General features: G+C 65.1%; 19 protein-coding genes. 6 read left to right on the top strand and 13 right to left on the bottom strand.

The genetic code is table 11. The annotated features are described in order from the left end of the window. Positions 1-351: 351 nt before the first annotated feature. Positions 352-705, bottom strand: coding sequence for a UBP-type zinc finger domain-containing protein (locus AB7245_RS11925; RefSeq protein ID WP_085404475.1), 354 nt, complete (start codon positions 703-705; stop codon positions 352-354). A 322-nt stretch (positions 706-1,027) separates the two neighbouring features. Between AB7245_RS11925 and AB7245_RS11920 the strand changes: the two genes are divergently transcribed. After that, a complete protein-coding gene (locus tag AB7245_RS11920; protein ID WP_085404476.1) occupies positions 1,028-2,122 on the top strand; it encodes an amidohydrolase family protein in 1,095 nt (364 codons plus the stop codon). Between the two features lie 61 nt (positions 2,123-2,183). Here the strand turns inward: AB7245_RS11920 and AB7245_RS11915 are convergent, their stop codons facing one another. The 3 genes from AB7245_RS11915 to AB7245_RS11905 all read right to left on the bottom strand — a co-directional run bounded on the left by AB7245_RS11915 (position 2,184) and on the right by AB7245_RS11905 (position 5,470). Then, a complete protein-coding gene (locus AB7245_RS11915; RefSeq protein WP_354114756.1) occupies positions 2,184-3,185 on the bottom strand; it encodes an NAD(P)/FAD-dependent oxidoreductase in 1,002 nt (333 codons plus the stop codon). 8 nt (positions 3,186-3,193) lie between these two features. Then, on the bottom strand, positions 3,194-5,188 hold the full coding sequence (locus AB7245_RS11910) for a LodA/GoxA family CTQ-dependent oxidase (protein ID WP_085404478.1): 1,995 nt from the start codon (positions 5,186-5,188) through the stop codon (positions 3,194-3,196). A gap of 69 nt (positions 5,189-5,257) precedes the next feature. After that, positions 5,258-5,470, bottom strand: coding sequence for a hypothetical protein (locus tag AB7245_RS11905; RefSeq protein WP_085404479.1), 213 nt, complete (start codon positions 5,468-5,470; stop codon positions 5,258-5,260). 222 nt (positions 5,471-5,692) lie between these two features. Between AB7245_RS11905 and AB7245_RS11900 the strand changes: the two genes are divergently transcribed. The 3 genes from AB7245_RS11900 (at position 5,693) to AB7245_RS11890 (ending at position 8,182) form a co-directional block, all read left to right on the top strand. Beyond that, entirely contained in the window at positions 5,693-6,895 is a 1,203-nt protein-coding gene (locus AB7245_RS11900) for a hypothetical protein (RefSeq protein WP_205124604.1), read from the top strand. Positions 6,896-6,904: 9 nt separating this feature from the next. Further along, the gene (locus tag AB7245_RS11895; protein ID WP_085404480.1) at positions 6,905-7,543 is read left to right on the top strand and encodes a hypothetical protein; all 639 of its coding nucleotides are present in this window, start codon (positions 6,905-6,907) and stop codon (positions 7,541-7,543) included. Between the two features lie 177 nt (positions 7,544-7,720). Beyond that, positions 7,721-8,182 carry a hypothetical protein gene (locus AB7245_RS11890; RefSeq protein WP_085404481.1) on the top strand — a complete coding sequence of 154 codons (462 nt, stop codon included), beginning with the start codon at positions 7,721-7,723 and terminating at the stop codon, positions 8,180-8,182. A 94-nt stretch (positions 8,183-8,276) separates the two neighbouring features. Here AB7245_RS11890 and cax read toward each other — a convergent pair whose 3' ends face one another. Continuing rightward, the gene (gene cax, locus AB7245_RS11885; protein WP_085404482.1) at positions 8,277-9,377 is read right to left on the bottom strand and encodes a calcium/proton exchanger; all 1,101 of its coding nucleotides are present in this window, start codon (positions 9,375-9,377) and stop codon (positions 8,277-8,279) included. A gap of 336 nt (positions 9,378-9,713) precedes the next feature. Beyond that, positions 9,714-10,775 carry an isocitrate/isopropylmalate dehydrogenase family protein gene (locus AB7245_RS11880; RefSeq protein WP_085404483.1) on the bottom strand — a complete coding sequence of 354 codons (1,062 nt, stop codon included), beginning with the start codon at positions 10,773-10,775 and terminating at the stop codon, positions 9,714-9,716. A gap of 171 nt (positions 10,776-10,946) precedes the next feature. On the opposite strand from AB7245_RS11880, the gene AB7245_RS11875 reads away from it, so the two are divergent. Then, positions 10,947-12,335: an MFS transporter gene (locus AB7245_RS11875; protein ID WP_085404484.1), complete on the top strand. Its 1,389-nt coding sequence runs from the start codon at positions 10,947-10,949 to the stop codon at positions 12,333-12,335. Positions 12,336-12,339: 4 nt separating this feature from the next. Here AB7245_RS11875 and AB7245_RS11870 read toward each other — a convergent pair whose 3' ends face one another. The 7 genes from AB7245_RS11870 to AB7245_RS11840 all read right to left on the bottom strand — a co-directional run bounded on the left by AB7245_RS11870 (position 12,340) and on the right by AB7245_RS11840 (position 20,941). After that, positions 12,340-13,962 (bottom strand): B12-binding domain-containing radical SAM protein, encoded by a 1,623-nt coding sequence (locus tag AB7245_RS11870; RefSeq protein WP_085404485.1) that lies wholly within the window; start codon positions 13,960-13,962, stop codon positions 12,340-12,342. A 185-nt stretch (positions 13,963-14,147) separates the two neighbouring features. Further along, a complete protein-coding gene (locus tag AB7245_RS11865) occupies positions 14,148-14,987 on the bottom strand; it encodes an aKG-HExxH-type peptide beta-hydroxylase (RefSeq protein ID WP_085404486.1) in 840 nt (279 codons plus the stop codon). Between the two features lie 22 nt (positions 14,988-15,009). Beyond that, a complete protein-coding gene (locus tag AB7245_RS11860) occupies positions 15,010-16,443 on the bottom strand; it encodes a hypothetical protein (RefSeq protein ID WP_085404487.1) in 1,434 nt (477 codons plus the stop codon). After that, positions 16,440-17,600, bottom strand: a complete 1,161-nt coding sequence (locus tag AB7245_RS11855) for a radical SAM protein (protein WP_439034249.1) — start codon at positions 17,598-17,600, stop codon at positions 16,440-16,442. Before AB7245_RS11855 ends, AB7245_RS11860 begins: the two co-directional genes overlap by 4 nt. Continuing rightward, on the bottom strand, positions 17,597-19,561 hold the full coding sequence (locus AB7245_RS11850) for a RiPP maturation radical SAM C-methyltransferase (protein WP_244623184.1): 1,965 nt from the start codon (positions 19,559-19,561) through the stop codon (positions 17,597-17,599). The genes AB7245_RS11855 and AB7245_RS11850 overlap by 4 nt, the downstream gene beginning before the upstream one ends. Next, entirely contained in the window at positions 19,558-20,616 is a 1,059-nt protein-coding gene (locus tag AB7245_RS11845; protein WP_135215068.1) for a radical SAM/SPASM domain-containing protein, read from the bottom strand. The genes AB7245_RS11850 and AB7245_RS11845 overlap by 4 nt, the downstream gene beginning before the upstream one ends. Before the next feature lie 70 nt (positions 20,617-20,686). Further along, the gene (locus AB7245_RS11840; RefSeq protein ID WP_028150121.1) at positions 20,687-20,941 is read right to left on the bottom strand and encodes a hypothetical protein; all 255 of its coding nucleotides are present in this window, start codon (positions 20,939-20,941) and stop codon (positions 20,687-20,689) included. Positions 20,942-21,207: 266 nt separating this feature from the next. On the opposite strand from AB7245_RS11840, the gene AB7245_RS11835 reads away from it, so the two are divergent. Beyond that, the gene (locus tag AB7245_RS11835) at positions 21,208-21,657 is read left to right on the top strand and encodes a (2Fe-2S)-binding protein (RefSeq protein ID WP_028156974.1); all 450 of its coding nucleotides are present in this window, start codon (positions 21,208-21,210) and stop codon (positions 21,655-21,657) included. Positions 21,658-21,659 lie beyond the last annotated feature (2 nt).

The following is a 21,659-nucleotide window of genomic DNA, read 5'->3' as shown; positions in this document are numbered from 1 at the left end:
AGCAGGCTGCACAGGCGTTCTCCTTTCGATATCCGCGAAGGCCCGGCTGAGGCGGCGGCGATCGATGCAAACGATCTGTAGTCCTCACGCGCAATGAGGCTCCTGCAGAACGTCGGGAGGGCAATATCTCGATGCTACGTTGCGTGAGAATTTCATCTTCGCGAGGATCGCGTTGCATTTGCAATGTCGCTGATCCGGCGTCACGGACACCAGTGAGGGTTCCAATGGGGGATTCACGGGTGCCGAGAGTTCGCGCAAGACGTCCGCCCGTGAGTTCACGCGCGATGCCCGGAAGCAGCCCCGCTGCTAAACGCGCTCGTCTGCTATGGACCAGTTGCCAGAGGCTGCGACCTATTCATGCAGCAGCGATTGCCAGTCCGGAGGCACCGCGCCGTCCGGCCCGGGCACCGGCTGGTCCAACGGATGCGCGTGCGGGCCTTGCAGCTTCGGGCCCGCGAAGGGCTGTCCCGTGCGATAGTCGTAAAACCACCGTTCGCCCGGCTCGAAGCTCGTGATGATCGGGTGACCCGTCGCCGCGTTATGCTTCGTTGCATGCTGATTGGGTGACGTATCACAGCAGCCGATGTGACCGCATTCGACACATCTGCGAAGATGAAACCACCATCCGCCAGCAGCCGAGCATTCCGCGCAACCCGTTCCGCTTGGCTTGGCCGCGAGGTTGATGCCATCCCTGTCAGACTTCATCGATCCACTCACTGAAAGTGATTGCGGTCATCGCAAATCTTCGCCGCCATCGCATTTTGCCAGTGTTTCGCCCGACGGGTCAACCTCGCGACATCAGGGAGCATCTCGCGGGAGAATTGGAGAGGCGTTCACACAAAGTTGCGGCGGCGATGCACAGGCGTGACGCGAGGCATCGTTCGGCGACGAAAAATCGGCGTATTCCAATCCCCAACAATCATTGCCCCGCTGCGGCCGCACCACAGACAGCGGAGGGACGAAACGTTCTGCCGATAGAAGCACCACAGGCCTTGGCTTTGCCAGTTCGTCACGGGAGACGTGCAACATGAACAAATGGGATCAAAAATCTCGAGGGCATCACGCCTGCCCCACCTGCTACGGCCCGCCCTCGTCGCGCCGCGGCTTCCTCGCGGGCGTTGGTGCACTTGGCCTGGCCGCGGCCGTCCCCGCCGTTGCGGTGCACGGACAGACCAAGCCGGCGCTGATCGATACTCACCTTCATTTCTATCCGCCTGAGTATCAAAAGCTCTGGCTTGGCTACGAAGACGCACGCAAGCAGCCGCACTTTCCCGGCCAGGTGGCCTGGACCCGCGAGAAGCTCGTCGAGGACATGGACCGCAATGGCATACGCACAGGCATCCTGTCGGTCGCCTCCACGCCAGGCGTGTGGTTCGACCTCGGGCCGGCGGAAGCCGGCCGGCTCGCGCGCGCCTGCAACGAGTACGCGGCGGACATGATGCGCGACCATCCGGGCCATTTCGGCCTGTTCGCGACCTTGTCGATGCAGGACGTCGATGCCACGCTCAGGGAGATCGAATATGCGTTCGACACGCTGAAGGCGGACGGGATCGGGCTGCAAAGCAGCTACGGCGACAAATGGCTCGGCAATGCCGCTTACAGGCCGGTGTTCGAGGAGCTGAACCGTCGCAAGGCGGTCGTTTATGTGCATCCGCTGGTCGCGAGTTGCTGTAGCGCGCTCAGTGTCGGCACGTTCCCGGCGGTGATCGAAGTCCCGCACGACACCACACGGACCGTGACGAGCCTTCTGCTCAGCGGCGCATTCGCCCGCCACCGCGACATCAAATGGCTATTCTCGCACGCCGGCGGCACGATACCGATGATGGCCGGGCGCATCAATTCATTCTATGGGGCGCGGCCCGACCTGAAGGAGTTTGCGCCGGACGGAATCGAAGGCGAACTACGCCGGCTTCACTACGACACCGCGAATGCGACTTTCGCGCCGTCCATGGCCGCGCTGCTCAAGCTCGTGCCCGCCTCGCAGATCACCTATGGCAGCGACTATCCGTACTTCAGCCTTGGCCAGTTCGCGCAGTTGCAGAAGCTTGGCCTCTCGACAGACGATCTCGATGCGATCGGCCATCGGAACGCGACACGTCTCGTTCCCCGGCTGCAGGGTTAGAGGATCATCCCGAAAAGCGTGGAGCGGGCTTCGGAGCCCGATCGGCCTGCGAAATCATGCTTCATTGCGCGATCGTTTTTGCCGGATCGGCCCATGACTGCGGCGCCGGAGGCATGGTGCCATAGACGCTGATACGGCCTGCTTCGCAGTGAAGGAATGTTGTGGCGACCGCGTCGGAATACAATCGCGCCGAGGTCGGGCTCAGCCGATCAGCCGACAACAGCGCACCCGTCGCGACCAAAGCGGACGACAATGCGTTGAACAGCCCCTGAGAGGCAATCGGATCGAACGCCATCGCCGCATCGCCCACTGCAATCCAACCTTCGCCCGCGGCCTCCGAGAGGAGGCAAGCCGACGCGTCCACGCTGAGCAGCGCATCTCCAGCCGGTGTGCCGGATCTGCGAATGCGCCAAGTCTGCACACGCCCTCGCGGCCCACTGATGCGGTAAGACCAGGTCGGTCCATCGCTGCTGTATTCGAGCCACGATGCGGAACCGGCCGTCGCGCCGTCAGCCGCATCCTCGACCAGTTCGGCGACCATGCGATCCCGGGCGGCCACGCGCGCGCCCCGGCGCCGCGCAATCGCGGCGGCGCGCCCCGTTGCATCGACAACGATCTCCGCAAGGACGAGCTTCGTCCGAGCGCTATCGCTCGCACGACAGATAACGCCGCGGTCCGGCGTGACGCCGATTGCGCGCAGCCCGTAAAATGTAACCCCGACGGCGACAGCCTCGTCGCGAAGGCGCTGGTCGAAACGGCCGCGATCGACCACATACCCGACGCGGCAGGGATGACGCAGAAAGTCCTCGTAGTCCGACGCGCCCGAACGGTGTGTTCGTCGAATCCCGAGACAGGCTCGGGCGATCGCCGGATCGTCGAGCAGATGTTCAAGTCCCACCGCCGCGACAGTGACGAGCGAGGCCGGAGCAAGCAGCTCAAGCCGCGTCGTCGGCGTGACGCCGGAATCTGCGACAATGACCGTGCGGCCCCTAAGGGCCAGCAGGCGTGCGGCGGTCAAGCCGGCAGGCCCCGCGCCGACCACGAGACAGTCGGTGCGCAGCACGTCCAAGGTCAGATCTCGCCCGGGCGATAGGTCCGCTTCGGCGGGGGAGCCGTCTTGCGTGCACCGCGCCGCTGCGCCAGGCCTGCCGTCGTCTGCGGCAAGAAAAGGCTCTCCATGTCTTCGACCGCGTGGTACTTCGGATCGGCCGTGACATCGATCGGCCCGCTGCTGTCGCGGCGTCCCTGCTCGACCCGCAGATCCTGCACCGGCAGAGATGCAGGCGCGTTCTTCACCGGCAACACCATGCCGAGCTCGGACCATTCCGCAATCATGTTCGACAGGCGGTCATAGTAATCGTTGCCGCGGATGTCGCGCAACCAGTCGACCCGGTTCATCAGGTGCTTGAAGGTCTGCTGTTGCGTCGCCTGGCCGAGAGGCGCGATGGCGGCCGCACGCAGATAGTTTCCGTCTGCCAGAACCTGATCCGGGGCACGCGGTCCCCAGAACGTCGGCATCGACAGGAACGTCGACGGGAAGTAGTCGGCCGCCGAATTGCACGAGGTATGATCAGTCTGCCACGGCACGCCAAGGAAGCGGGTGAGGCAGCCGGCTGCGACACCATCGTGCGGACCATTCGCGCCGGTGCAGACCGCCGGAGTGAGAGTACCCCCGAAGTCCTGCCGCGCTGGTTGCTCACCGGCCAGGACCTTCAGCCGATACGCCGATGCCCACATCAGCGGAATCCGCATCACCCATGTCATCTCCATCGCGGGATGGAATGGGCCGCCGAGACAATCGTGCAAGGATGCGCGCTCGAGATGCTTGACCTGGACCTCGGGAGGCAGGGCATCGAAGTCCTGCGCCTGCGGCGGCTGGTGCGACGGCCCGTCGGCGTCGAATGTTCCAGCAGCCCAGCGCTTGAGGTGCGCGTACTGGGTCTTCGTCACGGCAAGCAGCGAATTCGAAGGCTTCGGCGGACCTTCGAAGAATTGGTCGACCGCATCGCCGAACACCTGCGCTATCTGATCTTCGATCAGTGCGCCGCTCGCGCCTGGATCGCGAAACAACGCCAGCACGGCCGCGCGCCACGCCGCATTCGCAGCAGACGCGTCGTTGAGCTTGGCGAGGACTTGCGCATTCTGCGCGTCGAGCGGCGAGCCAAAACCATGAACGACGAAGAGCCCGTGGTTGACCCATTGCAGTCCGGTCAGGCGCTGAAAGATTGGTTGCACGTCGTTGACGAACGAGGTCTTGACCGGTCGTGGAATCCAGCCCTTGTCGTAGAACACTTCCCGCACCACGTCGTCCATCGTGACGAGACCGAACAGCCCCGGCGCGTAATTCGGCGGCGTAACGCAGACATAGCCGGGCTCCGCATCGATCGGTGCATGCCCCGCAAATGTCACTTGCGCCCGCACCGGCCCGTCGCTGACGTCATCGTGCCAACCTGGATTGTTGGCGAAAGTCAGGGGCCGGGTCCCTTTGCGGAAAGGCCGCGAAACTCCATTGCCGCCGAGGAAGATCAGCCGCCCCTCCTCATCGGTACGAAGCTCGCCGAGATAGACCGGCGAAGCCCAGAACGCGCCATCGTCCAGCCTGATCGGGCCAGCCCCCTGCCCCGCGATGCTTCGCGGGGTTGGCGTGATGTCGAGCTTCCACCTGGCGTCCGGCAAAACCAGCTCGCGATTTCGCTGCAACGCGTTCTGGCTCAGCGGGCCGAGGTCCATTGCCTGGTTGAACTCGTACCAGCCGGCCTTGAGGTTTGCGATGCAGACGCGCCACTCGATCTTCGCGGATGCAGCGGTCACCTCCTGCACGCTGCCGTCCTTCATGTGGGCGTAGATGCGGAAGCGCGCGGCTTGCCGCTTGATCTCTCCGTTCGCGGTGCGAAAGTCCTCGACAAAGCGAGCCGGCTGTTCCGGCGTCGTGCCGGGCAAGGTCGACGCACCGCCGATCATCTCGGGGCCGATGACGTAGTCGCCGGCGCCTTGCGCGTTGCCAACGCGGGCGACGCCGATGGGCGGATAGACTTTCAACGCTGCAATTGCGTTTGGATCGATCATCGTCTGACCTCGATATCAAAAGGGATTGTCCAAAAACGGAGGCGTCGCACGAGACTTGCCGCGAGGCCATCAGCGCGGATGGTCCGGCTCGTCGATCGGCTGTCCGTTCAGGCTGCGCCTCAGGGCGGCGGGCTTCTCGCCGGCCTCGATCCGCCGCCTCTGGAATTTGTCGATGAACGAGGCGCGGATGTCCTCGATCGGCTCGAACTCCGAACGTGGCGGCGCGGTGCTCTGCGGAGCAGCTGCCGCGCCGAGCCCACGCGACTGAAAGCGATGCAGCATCGAACGTCCTCCGCGCAAATAATTCGCCGCAGAACTTGCTGTGCGGGGGCCTTTCGCAACCGGCTCCGACAACAGGCTATGTCAACCGCGCTGCGTCCAAATGACCGATCCGCAGGGTTGGCTTTGTTCAATTATAGCGAGTAGTATAGTATCAATGTAGACCTAAAGTCCACGCGACAAAGCGAAGCTCGCGTTACGGGTCATCAAAGCCGGAACAACACCATGTGCATGATGTGCGTGCATCGCGGCTCGGGCGTTCCCAGACTCAAACCTCGCAAGCGCCGCCCGCTCGGCCTCGCTCAGCCGCAGACCGGCGTGCAGGTGCGCGGCGTCGAGATCGTCCAGTGCGTTCAGGACGTGACGAATTCGGTGCCGCTGGTCGCCGATAAGGCGACGCTCGTTCGCCTCTATCTTGAGCCGACTTCGGTGTCGCAGCCCGGTCAGATCACCGCGGAAATTGCGTGGAGCCGGAGCGGCGGAGGCGACACGTTCCTCCCGGCCCTCAACTCGCTTCGGGTAGACCCGGGCTCGCCCTTCAGTCTCCGCGAACAGCGGGAAGACATCGACAAGAGCCTGAACTTCCGCCTGCCGGCCGCGGCCATCGGCGCGGGCACACTCAACTTGCGCATCAGCCGCATCTTTCAGCCCGGAGGCGGCGACCTTCCGGCGGCGGCGTTCAACATCGCGCCCGTCACATTCGCGGCGGCGCCGCCGCTGCGCATCCGGGTGATCGGCCTTCGATACAAAGCGGGCACGACGACCGTCACACCCGCTGCGGTCCACTTTTCGTATCTCAGGTCGTTTCTCAATCGCGCCTATCCTGTCGCCGCGCTCGAATGGTCCCACATGGTGGTGGACGCGGATTTTGCCGCACCGTTCGACGACTCGACGGTCGATCTCGCCAATGCCCAGATCGCCGCGCTGCGAAGCCGCGAGGTGAGCAGCGGCGTCGACCCGCGCACGCACTATTACGGTCTCGTCGACGATAACGCGTCCAACAACTTCATGCGAGGAAAGGCGTTCGCGATTCCGGGCACGCCCCAGCCGGACACCGTCGCTTCCGGACCCGCGGGCGTGCCGAACGGATTTGCCGGCGATCGCGACGCGTCGTACGCCGACTGGTACGGTGCTCACGAACTCGGACATACGTTCGGCCGGTTTCATCCGGGATTTCCCCCCGCCGCGCAGGACGCGAGCGATCCGACATTCCCTTATGAGAACGGCTGTATCAGCAAGCCGGACAACAAATATGTCGGTGTCGACACCGGGGATCACGAACTCGGCCTGCCGGCCGCTGCGTTGCCGGGGCTCACATATCACGACGTGATGACCTATGCAGACAACCAGTGGCTATCGGCGTACACTTACCAGGCGATAATGACCCGGCTTTTGGAAGAGGACGCCCTCGGTCCGCCGGTCGCCTAGGAGGATCCGATGAAGACCGAAATCAAGACCGGATCATTCGTTCACGTCGTCGCCACCATCAACAAGACCGCTGGTGACGGCAAGATCATGTATGTGAACCCGTCGGTCTCCACCATCGCGTCGGACGCCGCCACCGACAAGGACGTGGAACTCGTAGCCTACGACGGCACCGGCAAGGAAGTCTACCGTGAGCCAGTCGTGATCCGCCGGTCATCTGCTGAACCCGACCGGCCGAACGAAGTCGGTCTGATTCAGGCGGACCTTCCGCGGGTGAGCGGCATGAAGTCGGTAAGCCTCCAGCTCAAGGGGAAGGAGATCAGCCGGTACGAGGCCGGGGCGGCACCCTCCGGGCCGACCGCAGGCGCCACCTTCGGACTTGAGCTTGCCGGGGCTGCAGCAGCCAGCCGGCGGCCATTGAGGATCGACCAACTCGGCGGTTTGCAGCCCGTCGCCGGCGTAACCTACTCGGTCCAGGTCAAGCCGGACAACAAGTCGACGTGGGACACGATCGCAGTGAGTCGTCCCACCCCGGAGGTGGACGTCGATCGCAATCAGTTCGCCGGCGCCAAACGTGCCGCGGTACGCGTGTTGCGGACGACCGGATTCGACGAAGAAATCATCGCGGAAGATACGGTCGACTTGAAGTAGTCGCCCGCCACGAGCCTGCGCGTGCTTACCGACGGCATCGCACATTGATCCCGTCGAGGTCCAGGCCGGATACGCCGTCGACGCTTGATCTGGATCAAACCCGCCGCGGCATTGCCATCCCGGAATGGGTACGGCCGCGCAGAAAGCGCCGCCCGTAAGCCAAGGAGATGATCGATCATGACATCCTCGAATTCCCTGCGTACCTTCGTTCTCGCCGGAGCCGGCGCCCTGCTATCAGGCACAATCGCTCAGGCCGGGCCGATCCCGACGCATCTTTCGACGATGAAATCGATGGTCGATCAGACCACCACCGAAGTGCGCTGGGTCGGCGGCTGGCGCGGCGGCGGCTACGGCTATCGCGGCGTCGGCTGGGGCTACCGCGGCGGCTGGGGTTATCGCGGCTACGGCTATCGCGGCCTCGGTTACGGTGTGGTCGCCGGCGCGGTCGTCGGCGGCGCAATCGCGCGGAGCGCCTATTACGGCGGCTATGGCGGGTACTACGGTGGCTACTCTGGCGGTTATCCCGCCTATGGCTATGGCTACCCGGCCGCATCGTATTACGGTTATGGCGGCGGCAACTACGGCTATGGCTACGGCGGCGACAATTGCCCGCCCACCGGCAGCTACTGGGCCTACTAGCGGGAAACGTATTCGCCGCTTCGGAGGATGGCTCGCCACGGGCCGCCATTCTCCGATGAGCCAATTCACCCCTGTGCCCGCGGGCGAGTGCACCTCATCCCTCGCCCGCCGGCGGGACGACATACAGCGTCAGCGCAAACACCGCATAAATGAAGATCATCAGGGCGCCGACGAACCATGCCGAGCGTCCACTGGTGGTGATGAAGGTCGCCGTGACTGTTGCGATCATCACCATGGTGACGGCGCCAGGCCAGAACTGAAGGTTCATTGGCGTCGGTCCCACGACATAGCTGAGCAGCACGAGCGCGGGTGCAACGAACAGCGCGATCTGGGAGGCGCTGCCGAGCGCAATGCTGACGACCATGTCGAGGCGGTCCTTGCGCGCAGCGGCAAGGGCAACTGCAAATTCGGCAGCGGCGCCAACCAGCGAAACGATGATGAACCCGACGAAAGCCGGACTCATGCCGAAGGTCTCCGCCGCCTTCTGCACCGATTCCACGAAGATCTCGCTCACCAGCGCCACCAGCACGGTGACGGCCAGCAGCGTCCCAACGGCTAGCCCGATCGGCCAGTGCGCTTCCTCCTGCTCGCCGTGATCGGCGCTTGCGAACAATTCCTTGTGCGTCCCGAGCGAGAACCACAGGCCAAGCGCGTAAGCCGCGATCAGCAGGACTGAAATGCCGACGCTAAGCTTGTGAATGACGCCTCCGTCCTGCGGCAAATGCTCGAGGTCGGCGACTGCCGAGGGGGCCAGCAGGGCGACTGTCGCCATCAGCAACAGGCCGGACGACAGGCGCGCGCCGGCACGGTTGTACTCCTGCACGTGGTAGCGCAGGCCGCCGAGCAGCAGGCAGGCGCCGAGCATGAATGTCGCGTTGGTGACGATGGCGCCGGCAATCGAGGCCTTCACCAGCATGTACTCGCCTGCCCGCAGCGCCGTGATGGCGATGATCAGCTCCGTCAGATTGCCGAGCGTTGCGTTGAGCAGTCCACCCACGGCATCGCCGGTTCTGGCGGCGACCGCTTCGGTGGCGTGGCTGAGCAGCGCCGCCAGCGGCACGATCGCAAGCACGGCGAGCACGAACAGCAGCGTGTGGGAATGCGGGGCGACCGCGTCCGCCACCAGCACGATGGGCACGAAGACCAGCATCCAGAGCAGAGGTGTATCCCGGATTTCCCTGAGCAGGGTTGTCATATGGGCCGCCCTTTCCATGGATGCGTTGATGGAAAGGTCCGGCGGCGCCGCGGGGTGAGTCTTGATCTGGCTCAAGCGGGCCAGAGGAGACGGGCCACTGGACGTCAGGAAACGGACGTCGCGCATGATGAGAATGCGCCCTTGTCCCCGACCGCTGGCACGATAGCATCATGCCAGTGTTTTGCCCGACGGGTCAACGTGATCACTGTCACGAAGGTCGTCGCGACGCGCTCCGAAAATCCCTTATCGATCAAGGAGCCTGCTACTGTGCATGGGGTTGTTTTTCGAGTTTTTGTGTTGGCCCCCAAAAAAATCGCAGGCATCCGCGACGATGGCTCACTCCGCCTGCAAGATCTCCGCGATCGCAGCACCTGCCGCGATGGTGCCGAGCTTGCCGCCGACGTCGCGCGTCGCTCTGCCCTCGCCGATCGCTTTCGCCACCGCGGCTTCGATCGCACGCGCCGCTTCCTCGTAGCGGACGGCGCCGCTCTTCTCGCCGTGCCAGGCCAGCAGCAACGCGGTCGACAGGATCAGCGAGACCGGATTGGCAACGTCCTGCCCCGCGATGTCAGGCGCCGAGCCGTGCGCGGCCTGCGCCATGGCGAAGCGATCACCGACATTCAGCGAGCCGCCGAGGCCGAGGCTGCCGGAGAGCTCGGCCGTGAGATCGGACAGGATGTCGCCGAACATGTTGGTGGCGACGATGACGTCGAAGCGATCGGGGTTGCGCACGACATGCGCCATCATGGCGTCGACCAGGATGTCGTCGACTTCGAGGCCGGGATAGCCCTTCGCCGCCGTGCGGCAGATGTCGAGGAACATGCCGTCGCCGAGTTTCAGCACATTGGCCTTGTGCACGATGGTCAGATGCTTCCGCCGCTTCATCGCCAGACGACAGGCGGCGTGCGCGATACGCTCGCAGCAGAGGCGCGTGATCCGGCGCAGCGAGATCACGACGTCAGGCGTGACCAGCATCTCGCCATTGCCCTGCTCCATGTTGCGGTCGGCGTAAAACCCTTCGGTGTTCTCGCGCACGACGACGAGGTCGAACTCGCCGAGCCGGCCGGGCCGCCCCGCATAGGTGCGCGCGGGCCGGACATTGGCGTAGAGGTCGAGACTCTTGCGAAAGTGCCTGGACGGGTTGATCTCGCCATGCGCCTCGTCCTTGAAGTCAAAGGTCGCGGTTGGCCCCAGGATCAGGCCGTCGGCGGCGCGGACGATGTCGAGCAGCTCGGGGCGTACCGTCGTGCCTGATAGCTTCAGGCTCGCATGCCCGACCGCGTGCTCCTCGAGCCGCAGATTGAGCTGGAAGCGCTCGGAGGCCGCACGCAGCACGCCCGATGTCGCGGCCGTGATCTCCGGTCCGATGCCGTCACCGGGCAGAACGACGATTTGCATGGTGATCCCCCAAGATTGCAGCAGCTGGCGCAATCATACGCCAGCCGCCGGCCGCATCGCCTCACCTTCGCGCATACACAGCATGCAAGCATATGCCTGTGGAAGCGGCCTTCGGCGTAGTACATGCCGAAAGTCCCCTTTCACCACGCCGCCGGAGCAACGCGCCAGGCAATGACAATCACGTTACCTGCCGCCGCGCGCGAGCCCGATCATCCCATTGCCGACGGCCTTCCGGCCACGCAGCGGCGCTGGGCGATCGCCGCCATCTTCACCGCGCTGGCGATGGCCTCCCTCGACACCGCGATCGCGAATATCGCGCTGCCAGCCATTGCCGCCGATTTGCACGTCACGCCGGAGCAATCGGTCTGGGTGGTCAATGTCTACCAGATCGCGCTGGTGGCCACTTTGCTGCCGCTCGGTGCGCTCGGCGAGATCGTCGGGCACCAGCGGATCTATCTCGGCGGCCTGATCCTGTTCACCATCGCCTCGCTGTTCTGCGCGGTGGCGTGGTCGCTGGACAGCCTGCTGGTCGCGCGCACGCTGCAGGGCCTGGGGGCCAGCGGCATCATGAGCGTCAATACGGCGCTGGTGCGCTTCGTCTATCCCGGCCGGATGCTCGGCCGCGGTTTTGGCCACAACGCGCTCGTGGTCGCGACCGCCTTCACCATCGGTCCATCGATCGCCTCCGCCATTCTCGCAGTCGGCCCATGGCCCTGGCTGTTCGCCGTCAACATTCCTTTCGGCCTCGTCGCGATCGGGATCGGCTTTGCAATGCTGCCGAAGACGCCGCGCGCCGATCATGGCTTCGACTTCCTCGGCGCAGTCCTTGCGTCCGCCTGCCTCGGCCTGTTCATCACGGGAATCGGCAGCGCCGCGCACAATCTGTCGCCTGTTGTCGTGGGCATCGAGCTGATCACGGCCCTCGCACTCGGCTTCATCCTGACGCGCCGGCATGCCGACCATCCCGCGCCGATGCTGCCGATCGACCTGTTCAGCCGGCCGATGTTCGCGCTGTCGGCAGCGACCGCGGTGTGCTCGTTCGCCGTGCAGGGCCTCGCCTTCGTCTCGCTGCCGTTCTATTTCGAGGACGTGCTCGGGCGTTCGCAGGTCGAGACCGGCTTCTTCATGACACCCTGGCCGCTGGTGGTCGGCATCATGGCGCCGATCGCAGGGCGCCTCTCCGACCGGCACGCGGTCGGCCTGCTCGGCGGCATCGGGCTCGTGCTGCTCGGCCTCGGCATGGCATTGCTCGCGATGCTCCCGTCCAATCCTGCCATTCCCGACATCATCTGGCGGATGGTGATCTGCGGCATGGGGTTCGGCTTTTTCCAGGCACCGAACATGAAGGCGGTGATGTCGAGCGCGCCGCCGCACCGCAGCGGCAGCGCCTCCGGCATCGTCGCGACCGCACGCCTGACGGGCCAGACCACGGGCGCGGCGCTAGCCGCCCTCTGCTTTGCGCTTGCCGGCCACGACGGCGCAACCGTCGCGCTGGCCCTCGGCGCCGGCTTTGCCGCGCTCGGCAGCGTGATGAGCTTCCTGCGGCTGGCGGTGAAGTAAGCCTTCAGGCCAGGTGCCGGGCTGCGGTGGTGTCGAGCGTCGCAGCGGTCGGGATGACCGTCTCGTCATCGAGCGCAGCGAGGCGCCCGTCGATGGCTTCGATGACCTTGCGCGAGAACGGCCCGAGATGCGCATAGGCGGCAATCATCTGCACCGCGATCCGTGCCGATGACGTGTCGCGCTTGGCGCAGTTCATGAAGGTCTGCCACAGCGGCCCGCGCGCTTCGGGAAGGGCGGTGACAACGCGGTGCACCGTCTCCATCGCCCCGACCCGCGAGCGGATGTCGCCCTCGGCGAGCTCGGGGCGCTGCCTGGATCGGTCGAGCAGCGTCATCAGGCGGTCGACGCGTCCTGCGTAGGCGGCGGGGCTGTAGATGTGCTCCAGCACCCGCTTGTAGTCCGTCAGGATGTCGCGCAACGGGCGGACCGGATCGAAGTTGATGCCGTCCGTGCACTGATCGGCGCCGATGGTCGGCGCCAGATCGTGGCCCGGATGCAGCCGGCCTTCACGCTCGAGTCGGCGCGTGAGCTGCGTGTTCGGCAACGCATAGAGCAGGCCGACCATGGCGACGGGAATCGCGGCCTCCTCGATGAAATCGATCATCGCTTCCGCCATCGAGACCTTCTCGGTGTCGAAGCCGACGATGAAACCCGCGGTGACGAGCATGCCGGCGGCATAGATCTTGTGGATGCTCTCGGCGATGTTGCGCCGCGTGTTCTGCTTCTTCCGCATCGCGACCAGCGTTGCAGGGTCCGGACTTTCGATGCCAACGAAGATGCCGAAGAAATTGGCCGCGCCCATCAGCTCCAATAGCTCGGGATCGTCGGCCAGGTTGACCGAGGCCTCGGTGGACAATTCGAAGGGATAGCCGTGCGCGCGCTGCCATTCGGCGAGCTGGGGCAGGAACTGCCGCAGCGACTTCTTGTTGCCGATGAAATTGTCGTCGACGAAGTCGAGATGGCCGCGGTAGCCCATCCGGTAGAGCGTCTCGAGCTCGACAAACATCTGCTCGACCGTCTTGGTGCGCGGCACACGGCCGTAGAGTTCGATGATGTCGCAGAACTCGCAGGTGAACGGACAGCCACGCGAATATTGCACACCGAGGTAGAGATAGTCCTCGAACTTCAGGAGATCGAAGCGTGGCACCGGCGTCTTTGTTACGTCGGCCTGGAATTTCGGCGCAGTGAAGACGCCGGCGCGGGCCCCGCTTTCCCAGGCCGCGATGAACTCGTCGATGACGCTTTCGGCCTCGCCGAGCACCCGGAAGTCGGCCCGTTCGTAGACATGGGGGCTCGACGTCGGATCGGGTCCGCCGACGACCACCGGCTTGCCGGCGGCGCGGCAGAGTTCGATCAGGCGCAGCGTATCGGCCTGCTGCGGCAGCATGCCGCCGGTGAACACGACATCGGCCCAGGCGAGATCCTCGTCACCAAGGGGCTGGGTGTTGCAGTCGATCAGCCGGACCGTCCAGTCCTTCGGCAGCATCGCGGCCACCGTGATCAGGCCGAGGGGGGCCGCGGGTCGCTTCACACCCATCAGCTCGCAGGATTCGCCAAAGCTCCAGAACGACTCCGCCAAGAACAGCGGATAGAGCATCAATACGTTGCAACGCTGCGGTACGTTCATGGAATCCCTTTTTGCTTCGTCCCAGTGTACCAGAGCGCGTTCGTCTTGCACCCCGGTAAAAAGGACAAACTGTCGCCGCAATGCAGCGCCGACGGGGCCTGGAACCGGCAATCACAGCCGAAAGTCGTCTCAAACCGCGTATCTGGCGTTTAGGGCTGGAACCCGGTCCTGGGCAGAGCGGGCAATCAGCCGCGCTCGCTGGCAAGCATCTTCCGGCTGCTCGCCAGGACGTCGCTGCACCAGGCGAAGAACGCGCCGAGAAACGCCCGGCCGGCCGCATCGGTGCGGGCGTGCTGCCGCAGCGTCTCGAACCCCTGCTCCATCCGCGACGCATTGCGCGCGAGCAGCGCGCGGATGTCGCTGCGAACCTGCGGGTCGTCTTCCTGCTCCAGCATGTGCACGTCGAGCTGGGTGACGTGGATGAACGAATATTGTGCGTGCAGCACTGCGGTCATTGGACGCGGCCGGTCGACCACGATCGGGCTGGGATAGAGCTCGTCCTGCGGATTGCTGATGATCCGGATCGCATTCTCGTTGGCGACGCCGAATGCCCTCAGCTTGTGATGGGCCATTTCATGGACGATCGCCTGCGCGGTCGCGAGCGGGCAATTGACCGTGAGGCCGATGACGCCGAACCGCGCGTCGACCGAGTGGCTGGCCGAGCCGAGCCGACCGGGCCCCTCGGTCGGCTGCTCGGTGTCGTGATAGCACTGGATGGTGTGCACGATATCAGGCCATTGTTTCGCAGCGAGCGGCCAGCGGCGGACGTAGTGCAGCGCCTGCTCCAGCGCCCGGATGGCTTGCGCGTCGGGGACAAACCGCGGCGCCGGCAGCAGCGGATCCTCCGTGCGCAGGGCAACCCTGCCATCCGCAATGGCCGGCGCACCGTTCACCGGGGGACGCTGCGGCGGCAGCGGCCGCCACGGCGTCGGCTCGGTGTCGATCAGGCCGAGGGCGACGGCGGTATCGTGGCCGTCGGCCTGCGGTCGTGCCGTGCGTTCCCAGTCAATCGACGTCGCGTCCATGGCGATCTCTCCTTCGAACCGGTCAGTGCGGACGACCACTCGTCGTCGAGAGGGCCGCGGAGACGCGCCCTGCGCGTCCAGGCAGCAAGGCAAATCCCATCGATGCCGCAAGGGTGTCCATATCCCCAAGCCGGTGCAGCGATCGGTCGGTGCCGATCACGATCACCGATTTCGCGATCGCGCGGACAGCGGCAAGCGGTTCGCGGCCGCCAAGCCGTTCCGCATCGACGAAAGCGAGGTCGACGCCATCAGGTGCAAGACGCGACAGCGCCGCAATCGCCGCGATGCTGGTCCCGCCGAGTACCGGCAATGACGCACCGAGGCGCCGGCGCGCGGCTTCAGCTAGCGCGGCATCTTCCTCGGCACCGTATAATCTCAGCTTTGGCCTCGTCTGCGCGATCAATTCCAGCAGCAATCCATCGCCGCATCCGACATGCACGGCCGATCCCGCGCGGCGCAGCGCAGCGGTCTGCTCCCAGACCACCGTGCTGAAGCGCGAGCGCATGGCGAAGGGGTTTTCGAAACCGGCCGCTTCAAATCCGCCGCCGAGTTCGGTGAGGATATCGGCGCTGTCCGCGGGCTCGACCGCTGCGGCCTTTCGCTTGTCCAGGTGCGTCGCCGCCGCGCGTTGACGAGGCCGCCGATGCGACGGTGTGCCCTCATCGGACAGCCATGTGCAGCGGAAGGTGGCCGTCGCAATCTCGGCAACGCCATTGACAAACGACGCACACACCGTCCAATCCGCCATCTCTTCGAGCCAACTCATTTCCGCGGCCAATCCCAGCTGGCGGCCGAGATCGATGAACTCACGCGAACGATCGCGCGTAGCGGAACAGTCCGCAGAACAAGGCCCGTGTCTCACCGGCCCCAGTCCCAGAACCGCGAGCGCGACATGGGCAGGCACGGCCGCTTTCTCCTCGCGCGCGAGGATGCCGGCCAACGGATCGCTTCCGCCACGCCGAAGATGGTCCGCCCAGGATCTTGCGCAGCATGCGGGATAGCCGAACCGTATCGCCGCCTGCTCCTGGCCGTCCGCCGCCGGCTCGGCGATCGATGTGTCGAGCGGCGCGGCGCCGATCAGGAACGCATAGTCGAGCAGCCGCTTCGGTTCGGCGATCGATGCCTCAAGCGGCCAGTCGACGGCATAGCCAAGCGACGCCTTGACCGGCTTGGCCTCCAGGCCAATCGCGCGCGCCCGCTCGGTCAGGGCGTCGATGCCATCATAGCCAGTCCACACCAGCGTGGCCGGGATGCGCTTCCGGCGCACCATCTCGAATTCGATCGCTAGCGCCGCATGCCTGAGGCGATCCAGACGCGGCTGCCAGAGCGCGCGCGCCTGCGGTCCGGTGAAGCTGATGCGCTGAGTCGCTGCCTTGGCGACGGCTGGCTCCCGCGGCGCGGCCGCGAGCGGAGGACGGGGCCAGGTCAGCCAGCAGGTCGGCCAGGCGGACGTCATGGTGCGTCCGCCTGCTGGAGCAACGAATGCAGGGTCGGATTGTCGCCGATCGACCAGGCGGCGATCATCTTCGCTTCGAGATCGGACCGGCGCTCCAACCGGCTGATCGCGACCTCATCGTTCGCCTGAAGCTCGGTCTCGATGTCCTCGAACAGGCCGAACCACACCGGGCAATCGATCGAGCGCATCCGCCAGTCGCCGTCGATCGCGGTGCCCGGACAATTGCCCTTGCACGCCAGGAAGAACCGGCACCCCTCGCATCCGCCATCGGCCTGCGGCGTCCGGTAAAGCGAGAGCTGGCGCTCGAAGGCCTCGCGGCCGGCACGCAGATGGGTCACGCCATCCTTGTTGGTGCGGCCGCAATTGCCGAGCCGGCCATCGCTCTCGACGCCCACCACGGCGCGCGTTGCATAGGGATCGCAGGCGTGGAAGACGCATGAGGTCTGCGCGTCATCGCCCCTAAGCATCGCGGCCATCTCGGCGAAGATGTCGAACTGGACTGACAGCAGCTCCTGTTCGAGCCGGCGCAGTCGCCTCAAGGCCGCAAGGTTCTCCTGCGCGGTGAGCGCGAGACCCTCGCCCCCTTCCGTTTCGTCCTGCTCCAGCAGGTGCAGGCGCAGCTTGCGCACGCCGAGGCTACCGAGAAACCCGATCCACTCGCACAGCACGCCGAGCCGAGCCGGCGCGGCATTCATCCGGTTGAGCGTCACGATCACGTTTGGCGGCATGCCCTCCCGGCACAGCGTCTCGATCGCCGCCTCGATGCGCGCCGTCGCACGCCGCGTCGCCGCCAGGCTGCCGGCCCAGCGAGCATCGTTGAGCGGTCCCGGCCCGTCGATCGAGATGCCGACGCGCACGTGGTATTTCCTGAAGAGCTCGATGTCGCGCTCCTCGATCAGCGTGCCGTTGGTCTGCATGCCGACGCCGCCATGGCGGTCGAAGCCCAGCTGCATCAGGCGGTCGAGATCGGGCCGGCGGGTCAGCATGATCTCGCCGCCGAACAGGCTGAAGGGTTCCGCCAATCTGTCCAGCGTCGCCATGATCGCGTCGAGATCGTAACGCGTCGGCACGTTGCCGGCGGTGCGGATGCCCTCCTGATAGCAGTAGCGGCACTTGATGTTGCACTTGTCGCCGAGGGGGCGGACTTCGACGGTCATGGCTGCACCCGTTCGAGGCCTGCCGGTTCATCGCTGGCGTTCATCAGGGCCACGTGCAACCCGTTTTCTTCCGGCGGGGCGATACGCTCGCGTGGCAAAACGAATCCAAGCGGAAATTCGGCACGGGCGTCGGCGTCAAAAATCTCGCGGCCGGCCTCGGTGACGAGCGACAACACTCTGCCGTCGATCTCGATCGCAAACCGTCGCGCCAGAATCGCATCCAGTGCGGCCTCGACTGATGCCGCATCCAAACGATCGGCAAGCTGTTCAATGACGCTCAGTCGCGTGCAGGGATTGCGCAGCAGATTGAGCACGGCGATCTCGGCCGGTGTCGGACAATAGAACGGCTGGAGCGCGCATGCCCGGGTGTCGCTGACGAGATGCGCCGTGCCGACCGCCGTCATCGTCAATTGCGGCGCAAAGGGCTGATCGAACCAGCGCGCACGCCAGGCCGCACTCGCGGCCTTGAGCGACACCAGATCCTGCTCGCGCGCGGCATCGGGTGCGTCGCCCTCGAAGAAATAAGCGAGATCGAAGAGATCCTCGTCAGGGACATCGTAGATCGCGCCATAGGCCGGCATCGGCGTGACGTTGCGGAATCCGATCTCGGCGGCGCGCTCGAAATTGGGGCTGAACCGGTCGAGCCGGATCCGGCCGCAGCCGACCGGCGGCTGAAGGTGTTCGAGCAGCGGGACCATCTTGGCGACGGCGTCGTAGGCGTCGCGTGGCTCGCCGGGAAATCCGTACAGGATCGACCAGACCAGCCCGACGCCGAGCTCGCGGCAATTGCGCAGCAGGCGCAGGTTGAGCAAGGCGCTCACACCCTTGCGCATGAGATGCAGCACCGGATCCGACAGGCTCTCGATGCCGGGCTGCAACCAGACCGTCCCGGCAAGCGCCAGCTTCTCGAGCTGCGCCTCGTCCATATTGGCCTTGATCTCGTAGAAGAAGCGAAAGCCGTGCGCCGGGCGTTCGGCGAGCCTGCCCAGCACGCCCTCGATATGGGACATGCCCAGGATGTTGTCGGTCGCGGCAAAGCGGCCGATGCCGAACTCCGCATGCAGGGTCTCGATCTCGCTGAGCACGCGCGGCGCCGACTTGGCCCGGAACGCCATGCCCTCGCCGTTGAGGCCGCAGAACGTGCAATGGTGCTTCTGCCCCCACCAGCAGCCGCGCGAGGACTCGAACGGAATCGAGGGACGCACGCGCGCAGCTTCAGACATCCAGGGCAGTTGCGCGAAATAGTCGGCGTAGTCGGGGATCGGCAGCGCATCCATCGCGGTCGGACCGGCTGCTGCGCCAGCAGCCGGCTGGTCGCGGGACAGGCATCCCGGTAGGCCGCGAGGCTCTTCGCCGCGCAGGATTGCCTCGACGGCCGGCCCGAACACGGTATCGGCCTCGCCGTTGAAGACATAGTCGATCTGCGCAAAGTTCTTCAGCAGCACCGCGCCCATCGGCCCATGGCAATTGGCGCCGCCGAAGCAGACGACGACGGACGGATCACGCGCCTTGACCGCGGCCGCGATCGCCAGCGAAGCGGCCGTCTGCTCGAACATCGAGGTGAAGCCGATGATCTTGGGGGTGCGTTCGAGCAGCCGGTCGGCCGCTTCCGCCACGAAGGACGGGATCAGGTTGCGGCGGATCTCGTAGAGCTGGTCCAGCCCCTTGCGCTCTATGGCGGCGCTGAGCTCGCTGAGGTGGCGCTGCGCCTGCGGCCGTCCGGGCCGCGTGCCCAGGCAATCGCCGAACAGCCAATCGCCGGCGAGGAGATGGCTCGGCAACTTCTCCGCAAGCTGCTCGTTCAGATCGAGCCCGATGCGGTCGGCGAAGAGCAGGTTCAGATAGAGCGTCTCGGCCCGAATGCCCTTCTGCCGCAGCAAGGCCTGCAACAGGCCGAGCGCCGCCGACGGCCGCACCACCGACATCACCGGCGCCGAGCAGAAGAGGACATCGACGCTCATTGTGCGGCCACGAGGTTGGCAGATGCGGCTTGTCCGTCCAGCAGGATCTCGCAGGTCTCGATCTGGCCGTGGCGCGCCTCGGCGGCTTCGCGCACGCGCGCCAGCAGCTCTGGCGAGCGGAAGATGCGGTCGCAGGCGGTGCAGATGCCGTCGAAATCCTCAACGCGCATCGGCACGGGATCGGCGGCCGTGACTGCGGCGAGGATGGCGACGGGTCCCTCCAGCCTGATCCATCTGTAGAGCGGATCGTCCGCGGCCGCCTGCATCGCGGCTTCGATCCCTTCCTTCGCGATGTGGCCCACCTTCAGCGAGTCGTAATGGGGAAGCACGCCGCAGCAGGGCCGGATGCCGCCCTCGTGATCGACCGTGACGGTGTGGAGAACGGACTCGCAGGGACCGCGATAGGCGGAGGCGTGGTGAACGCGGCCCGCCTGCGTGTCCTCGTCCGTGCCGTCGCCGCGACCGGTCGAGTTGGCGACGGTCTCATAGATGTTGATGCCGGGCTCGTCCTGAAGACCGAGATCGGCGCGCAGGCTGGCGGCGGTGATCTTCGAACCCGCCTCGACCACCACGGCGATCCGAAGCAGCAGGCCGCATTCGCGCGCAGCGGCGACCGCGTTGGCAATGAAATTCAGCGGCACGAACTCGGCGTGGGGATCGTCGTAAGACAACGTCATTTCGGTGAGCCCGGCCGCGCGCAATTGCCGAACAGCCGCCGTTGCGCGCGCGGGCGACTTGGCCCAGAACGCGCTCGTGGTGATGCCCGCGCGCAAGCCCAGCGACGCGGCCAGTGCCACGGCGTCGGCAACGATATCCGCATGCAGCATCGGATCACCCCCGACGAAATGGATGATCTCCATCGACGGGATCTGTGCGGCCTGCTGAATACAACGATGAACGTCCGCGGCGGACAGGTGCCCGCCGTGAAACATGTCAGATGAAAAGCAGCAATGCGAACATTTGAGCGGGCATTTCAGAGTGACGTTCAGAACGAGATTGGTAGGCGTCACCCTGGCCGCGCGGAAATCGGATAAAAATTGTGCGCCGAACGCCATGGCCGACGACCCCATATCCCGGCTGCCCGGCGAACCGGTCAGCCGGCCATCGTGATCTGCAGATGCGGGATCAGAGGATGTCGATATGGATCGTACCGGCCTGTACGCCGCCGCTACGCGTGGCCAGCTTGTTCCGCAGCATCGACGCCGTCTGGTCGTCGAGCTGTACGCCAACGCTGCTCAGATAGGAGACCGGGTCCTTGCTGACGTCGCTGGCGAGGCTGAGCAGATCGGCGTGGGTAGTGAGTCCGGACGGTGACTTGGCTTTGAGATCGTTACCTGACGCGAGAACTTTTTCGAGATCGATCGTGACGATGCGGCCCATGGCGATTCTCCCTTAGGATGGACTAATGATCCATCAAACCAAAGGTTGTACAATACCCTCAGATAGTCAAACGAATTCGATGCGACCAAAGGCTGCGGATTTGCACCGCCGTTCACAACGCAACACCGCGCTCCCGACATTCTTCCCCGCGCATGCCAGCCTCGCTGTTGGCCACCCCTCGGACTATTGATTTGAACAGTTCCAATTTGCCAGACACATTGCGCCCTGAGTCCGATCGGTGGATTGGGCCAATCAGGGGACTTGCGATGGCAAACCTAACAATCAACGGAAAAACCTTCACGCTCGACGTCGAGCCGGATACGCCGCTGCTCTGGGCGATCCGTGAGAATGCCGGCCTGACCGGCACCAAATATGGCTGCGGCATTGCGCAATGCGGCGCCTGCACCGTTCACATGGACGGCGTCGCCATCCGTTCCTGCGGGATTTCGGTCAGCGAGGCCGAAGGCAAGAAGATCACCACGATCGAGGGGCTCGCATCCGGCGACACGCTGCACAAGGTGCAGGCAGCCTGGATCGCCAAGGACGTTCCGCAATGTGGCTATTGCCAGAGCGGCATGATCATGGCGGTGGCCGCACTCCTCGCCGAAAAGCCGAAGCCGACCGACGCCGATATCGACGAAGCCATCACCAATATCTGCCGCTGCGGCACCTTCCAGCAGGTGCGCGAAGCGATCCACACGATCGCCAGCGCCTGAGG

This window comes from Bradyrhizobium sp. 604_D8_N2_3 (genome assembly GCF_051810765.1).
GTDB classification, from domain to species: domain Bacteria; phylum Pseudomonadota; class Alphaproteobacteria; order Rhizobiales; family Xanthobacteraceae; genus Bradyrhizobium; species Bradyrhizobium barranii.
This window is presented reverse-complemented; position numbering and strand designations above follow the sequence as displayed.

What these genes read in the sequence shown, in the direction of transcription:
- AB7245_RS11925 (WP_085404475.1), bottom strand. Translation starts at nt 705, where the DNA reads ATGAAGTCTGACAGGGATGGCATCAACCTCGCGGCCAAGCCAAGCGGA.
- AB7245_RS11920 (WP_085404476.1), top strand. Translation starts at nt 1,028, where the DNA reads ATGAACAAATGGGATCAAAAATCTCGAGGGCATCACGCCTGCCCCACC.
- AB7245_RS11910 (WP_085404478.1), bottom strand. Translation starts at nt 5,188, where the DNA reads ATGATCGATCCAAACGCAATTGCAGCGTTGAAAGTCTATCCGCCCATC.
- AB7245_RS11905 (WP_085404479.1), bottom strand. Translation starts at nt 5,470, where the DNA reads ATGCTGCATCGCTTTCAGTCGCGTGGGCTCGGCGCGGCAGCTGCTCCG.
- AB7245_RS11900 (WP_205124604.1), top strand. Translation starts at nt 5,693, where the DNA reads ATGTGCATGATGTGCGTGCATCGCGGCTCGGGCGTTCCCAGACTCAAA.
- AB7245_RS11895 (WP_085404480.1), top strand. Translation starts at nt 6,905, where the DNA reads ATGAAGACCGAAATCAAGACCGGATCATTCGTTCACGTCGTCGCCACC.
- AB7245_RS11890 (WP_085404481.1), top strand. Translation starts at nt 7,721, where the DNA reads ATGACATCCTCGAATTCCCTGCGTACCTTCGTTCTCGCCGGAGCCGGC.
- cax (WP_085404482.1), bottom strand. Translation starts at nt 9,377, where the DNA reads ATGACAACCCTGCTCAGGGAAATCCGGGATACACCTCTGCTCTGGATG.
- AB7245_RS11880 (WP_085404483.1), bottom strand. Translation starts at nt 10,775, where the DNA reads ATGCAAATCGTCGTTCTGCCCGGTGACGGCATCGGACCGGAGATCACG.
- AB7245_RS11875 (WP_085404484.1), top strand. Translation starts at nt 10,947, where the DNA reads ATGACAATCACGTTACCTGCCGCCGCGCGCGAGCCCGATCATCCCATT.
- AB7245_RS11870 (WP_085404485.1), bottom strand. Translation starts at nt 13,962, where the DNA reads ATGAACGTACCGCAGCGTTGCAACGTATTGATGCTCTATCCGCTGTTC.
- AB7245_RS11865 (WP_085404486.1), bottom strand. Translation starts at nt 14,987, where the DNA reads ATGGACGCGACGTCGATTGACTGGGAACGCACGGCACGACCGCAGGCC.
- AB7245_RS11860 (WP_085404487.1), bottom strand. Translation starts at nt 16,443, where the DNA reads ATGACGTCCGCCTGGCCGACCTGCTGGCTGACCTGGCCCCGTCCTCCG.
- AB7245_RS11855 (WP_439034249.1), bottom strand. Translation starts at nt 17,600, where the DNA reads ATGACCGTCGAAGTCCGCCCCCTCGGCGACAAGTGCAACATCAAGTGC.
- AB7245_RS11850 (WP_244623184.1), bottom strand. Translation starts at nt 19,561, where the DNA reads ATGAGCGTCGATGTCCTCTTCTGCTCGGCGCCGGTGATGTCGGTGGTG.
- AB7245_RS11845 (WP_135215068.1), bottom strand. Translation starts at nt 20,616, where the DNA reads ATGGCGTTCGGCGCACAATTTTTATCCGATTTCCGCGCGGCCAGGGTG.
- AB7245_RS11840 (WP_028150121.1), bottom strand. Translation starts at nt 20,941, where the DNA reads ATGGGCCGCATCGTCACGATCGATCTCGAAAAAGTTCTCGCGTCAGGT.
- AB7245_RS11835 (WP_028156974.1), top strand. Translation starts at nt 21,208, where the DNA reads ATGGCAAACCTAACAATCAACGGAAAAACCTTCACGCTCGACGTCGAG.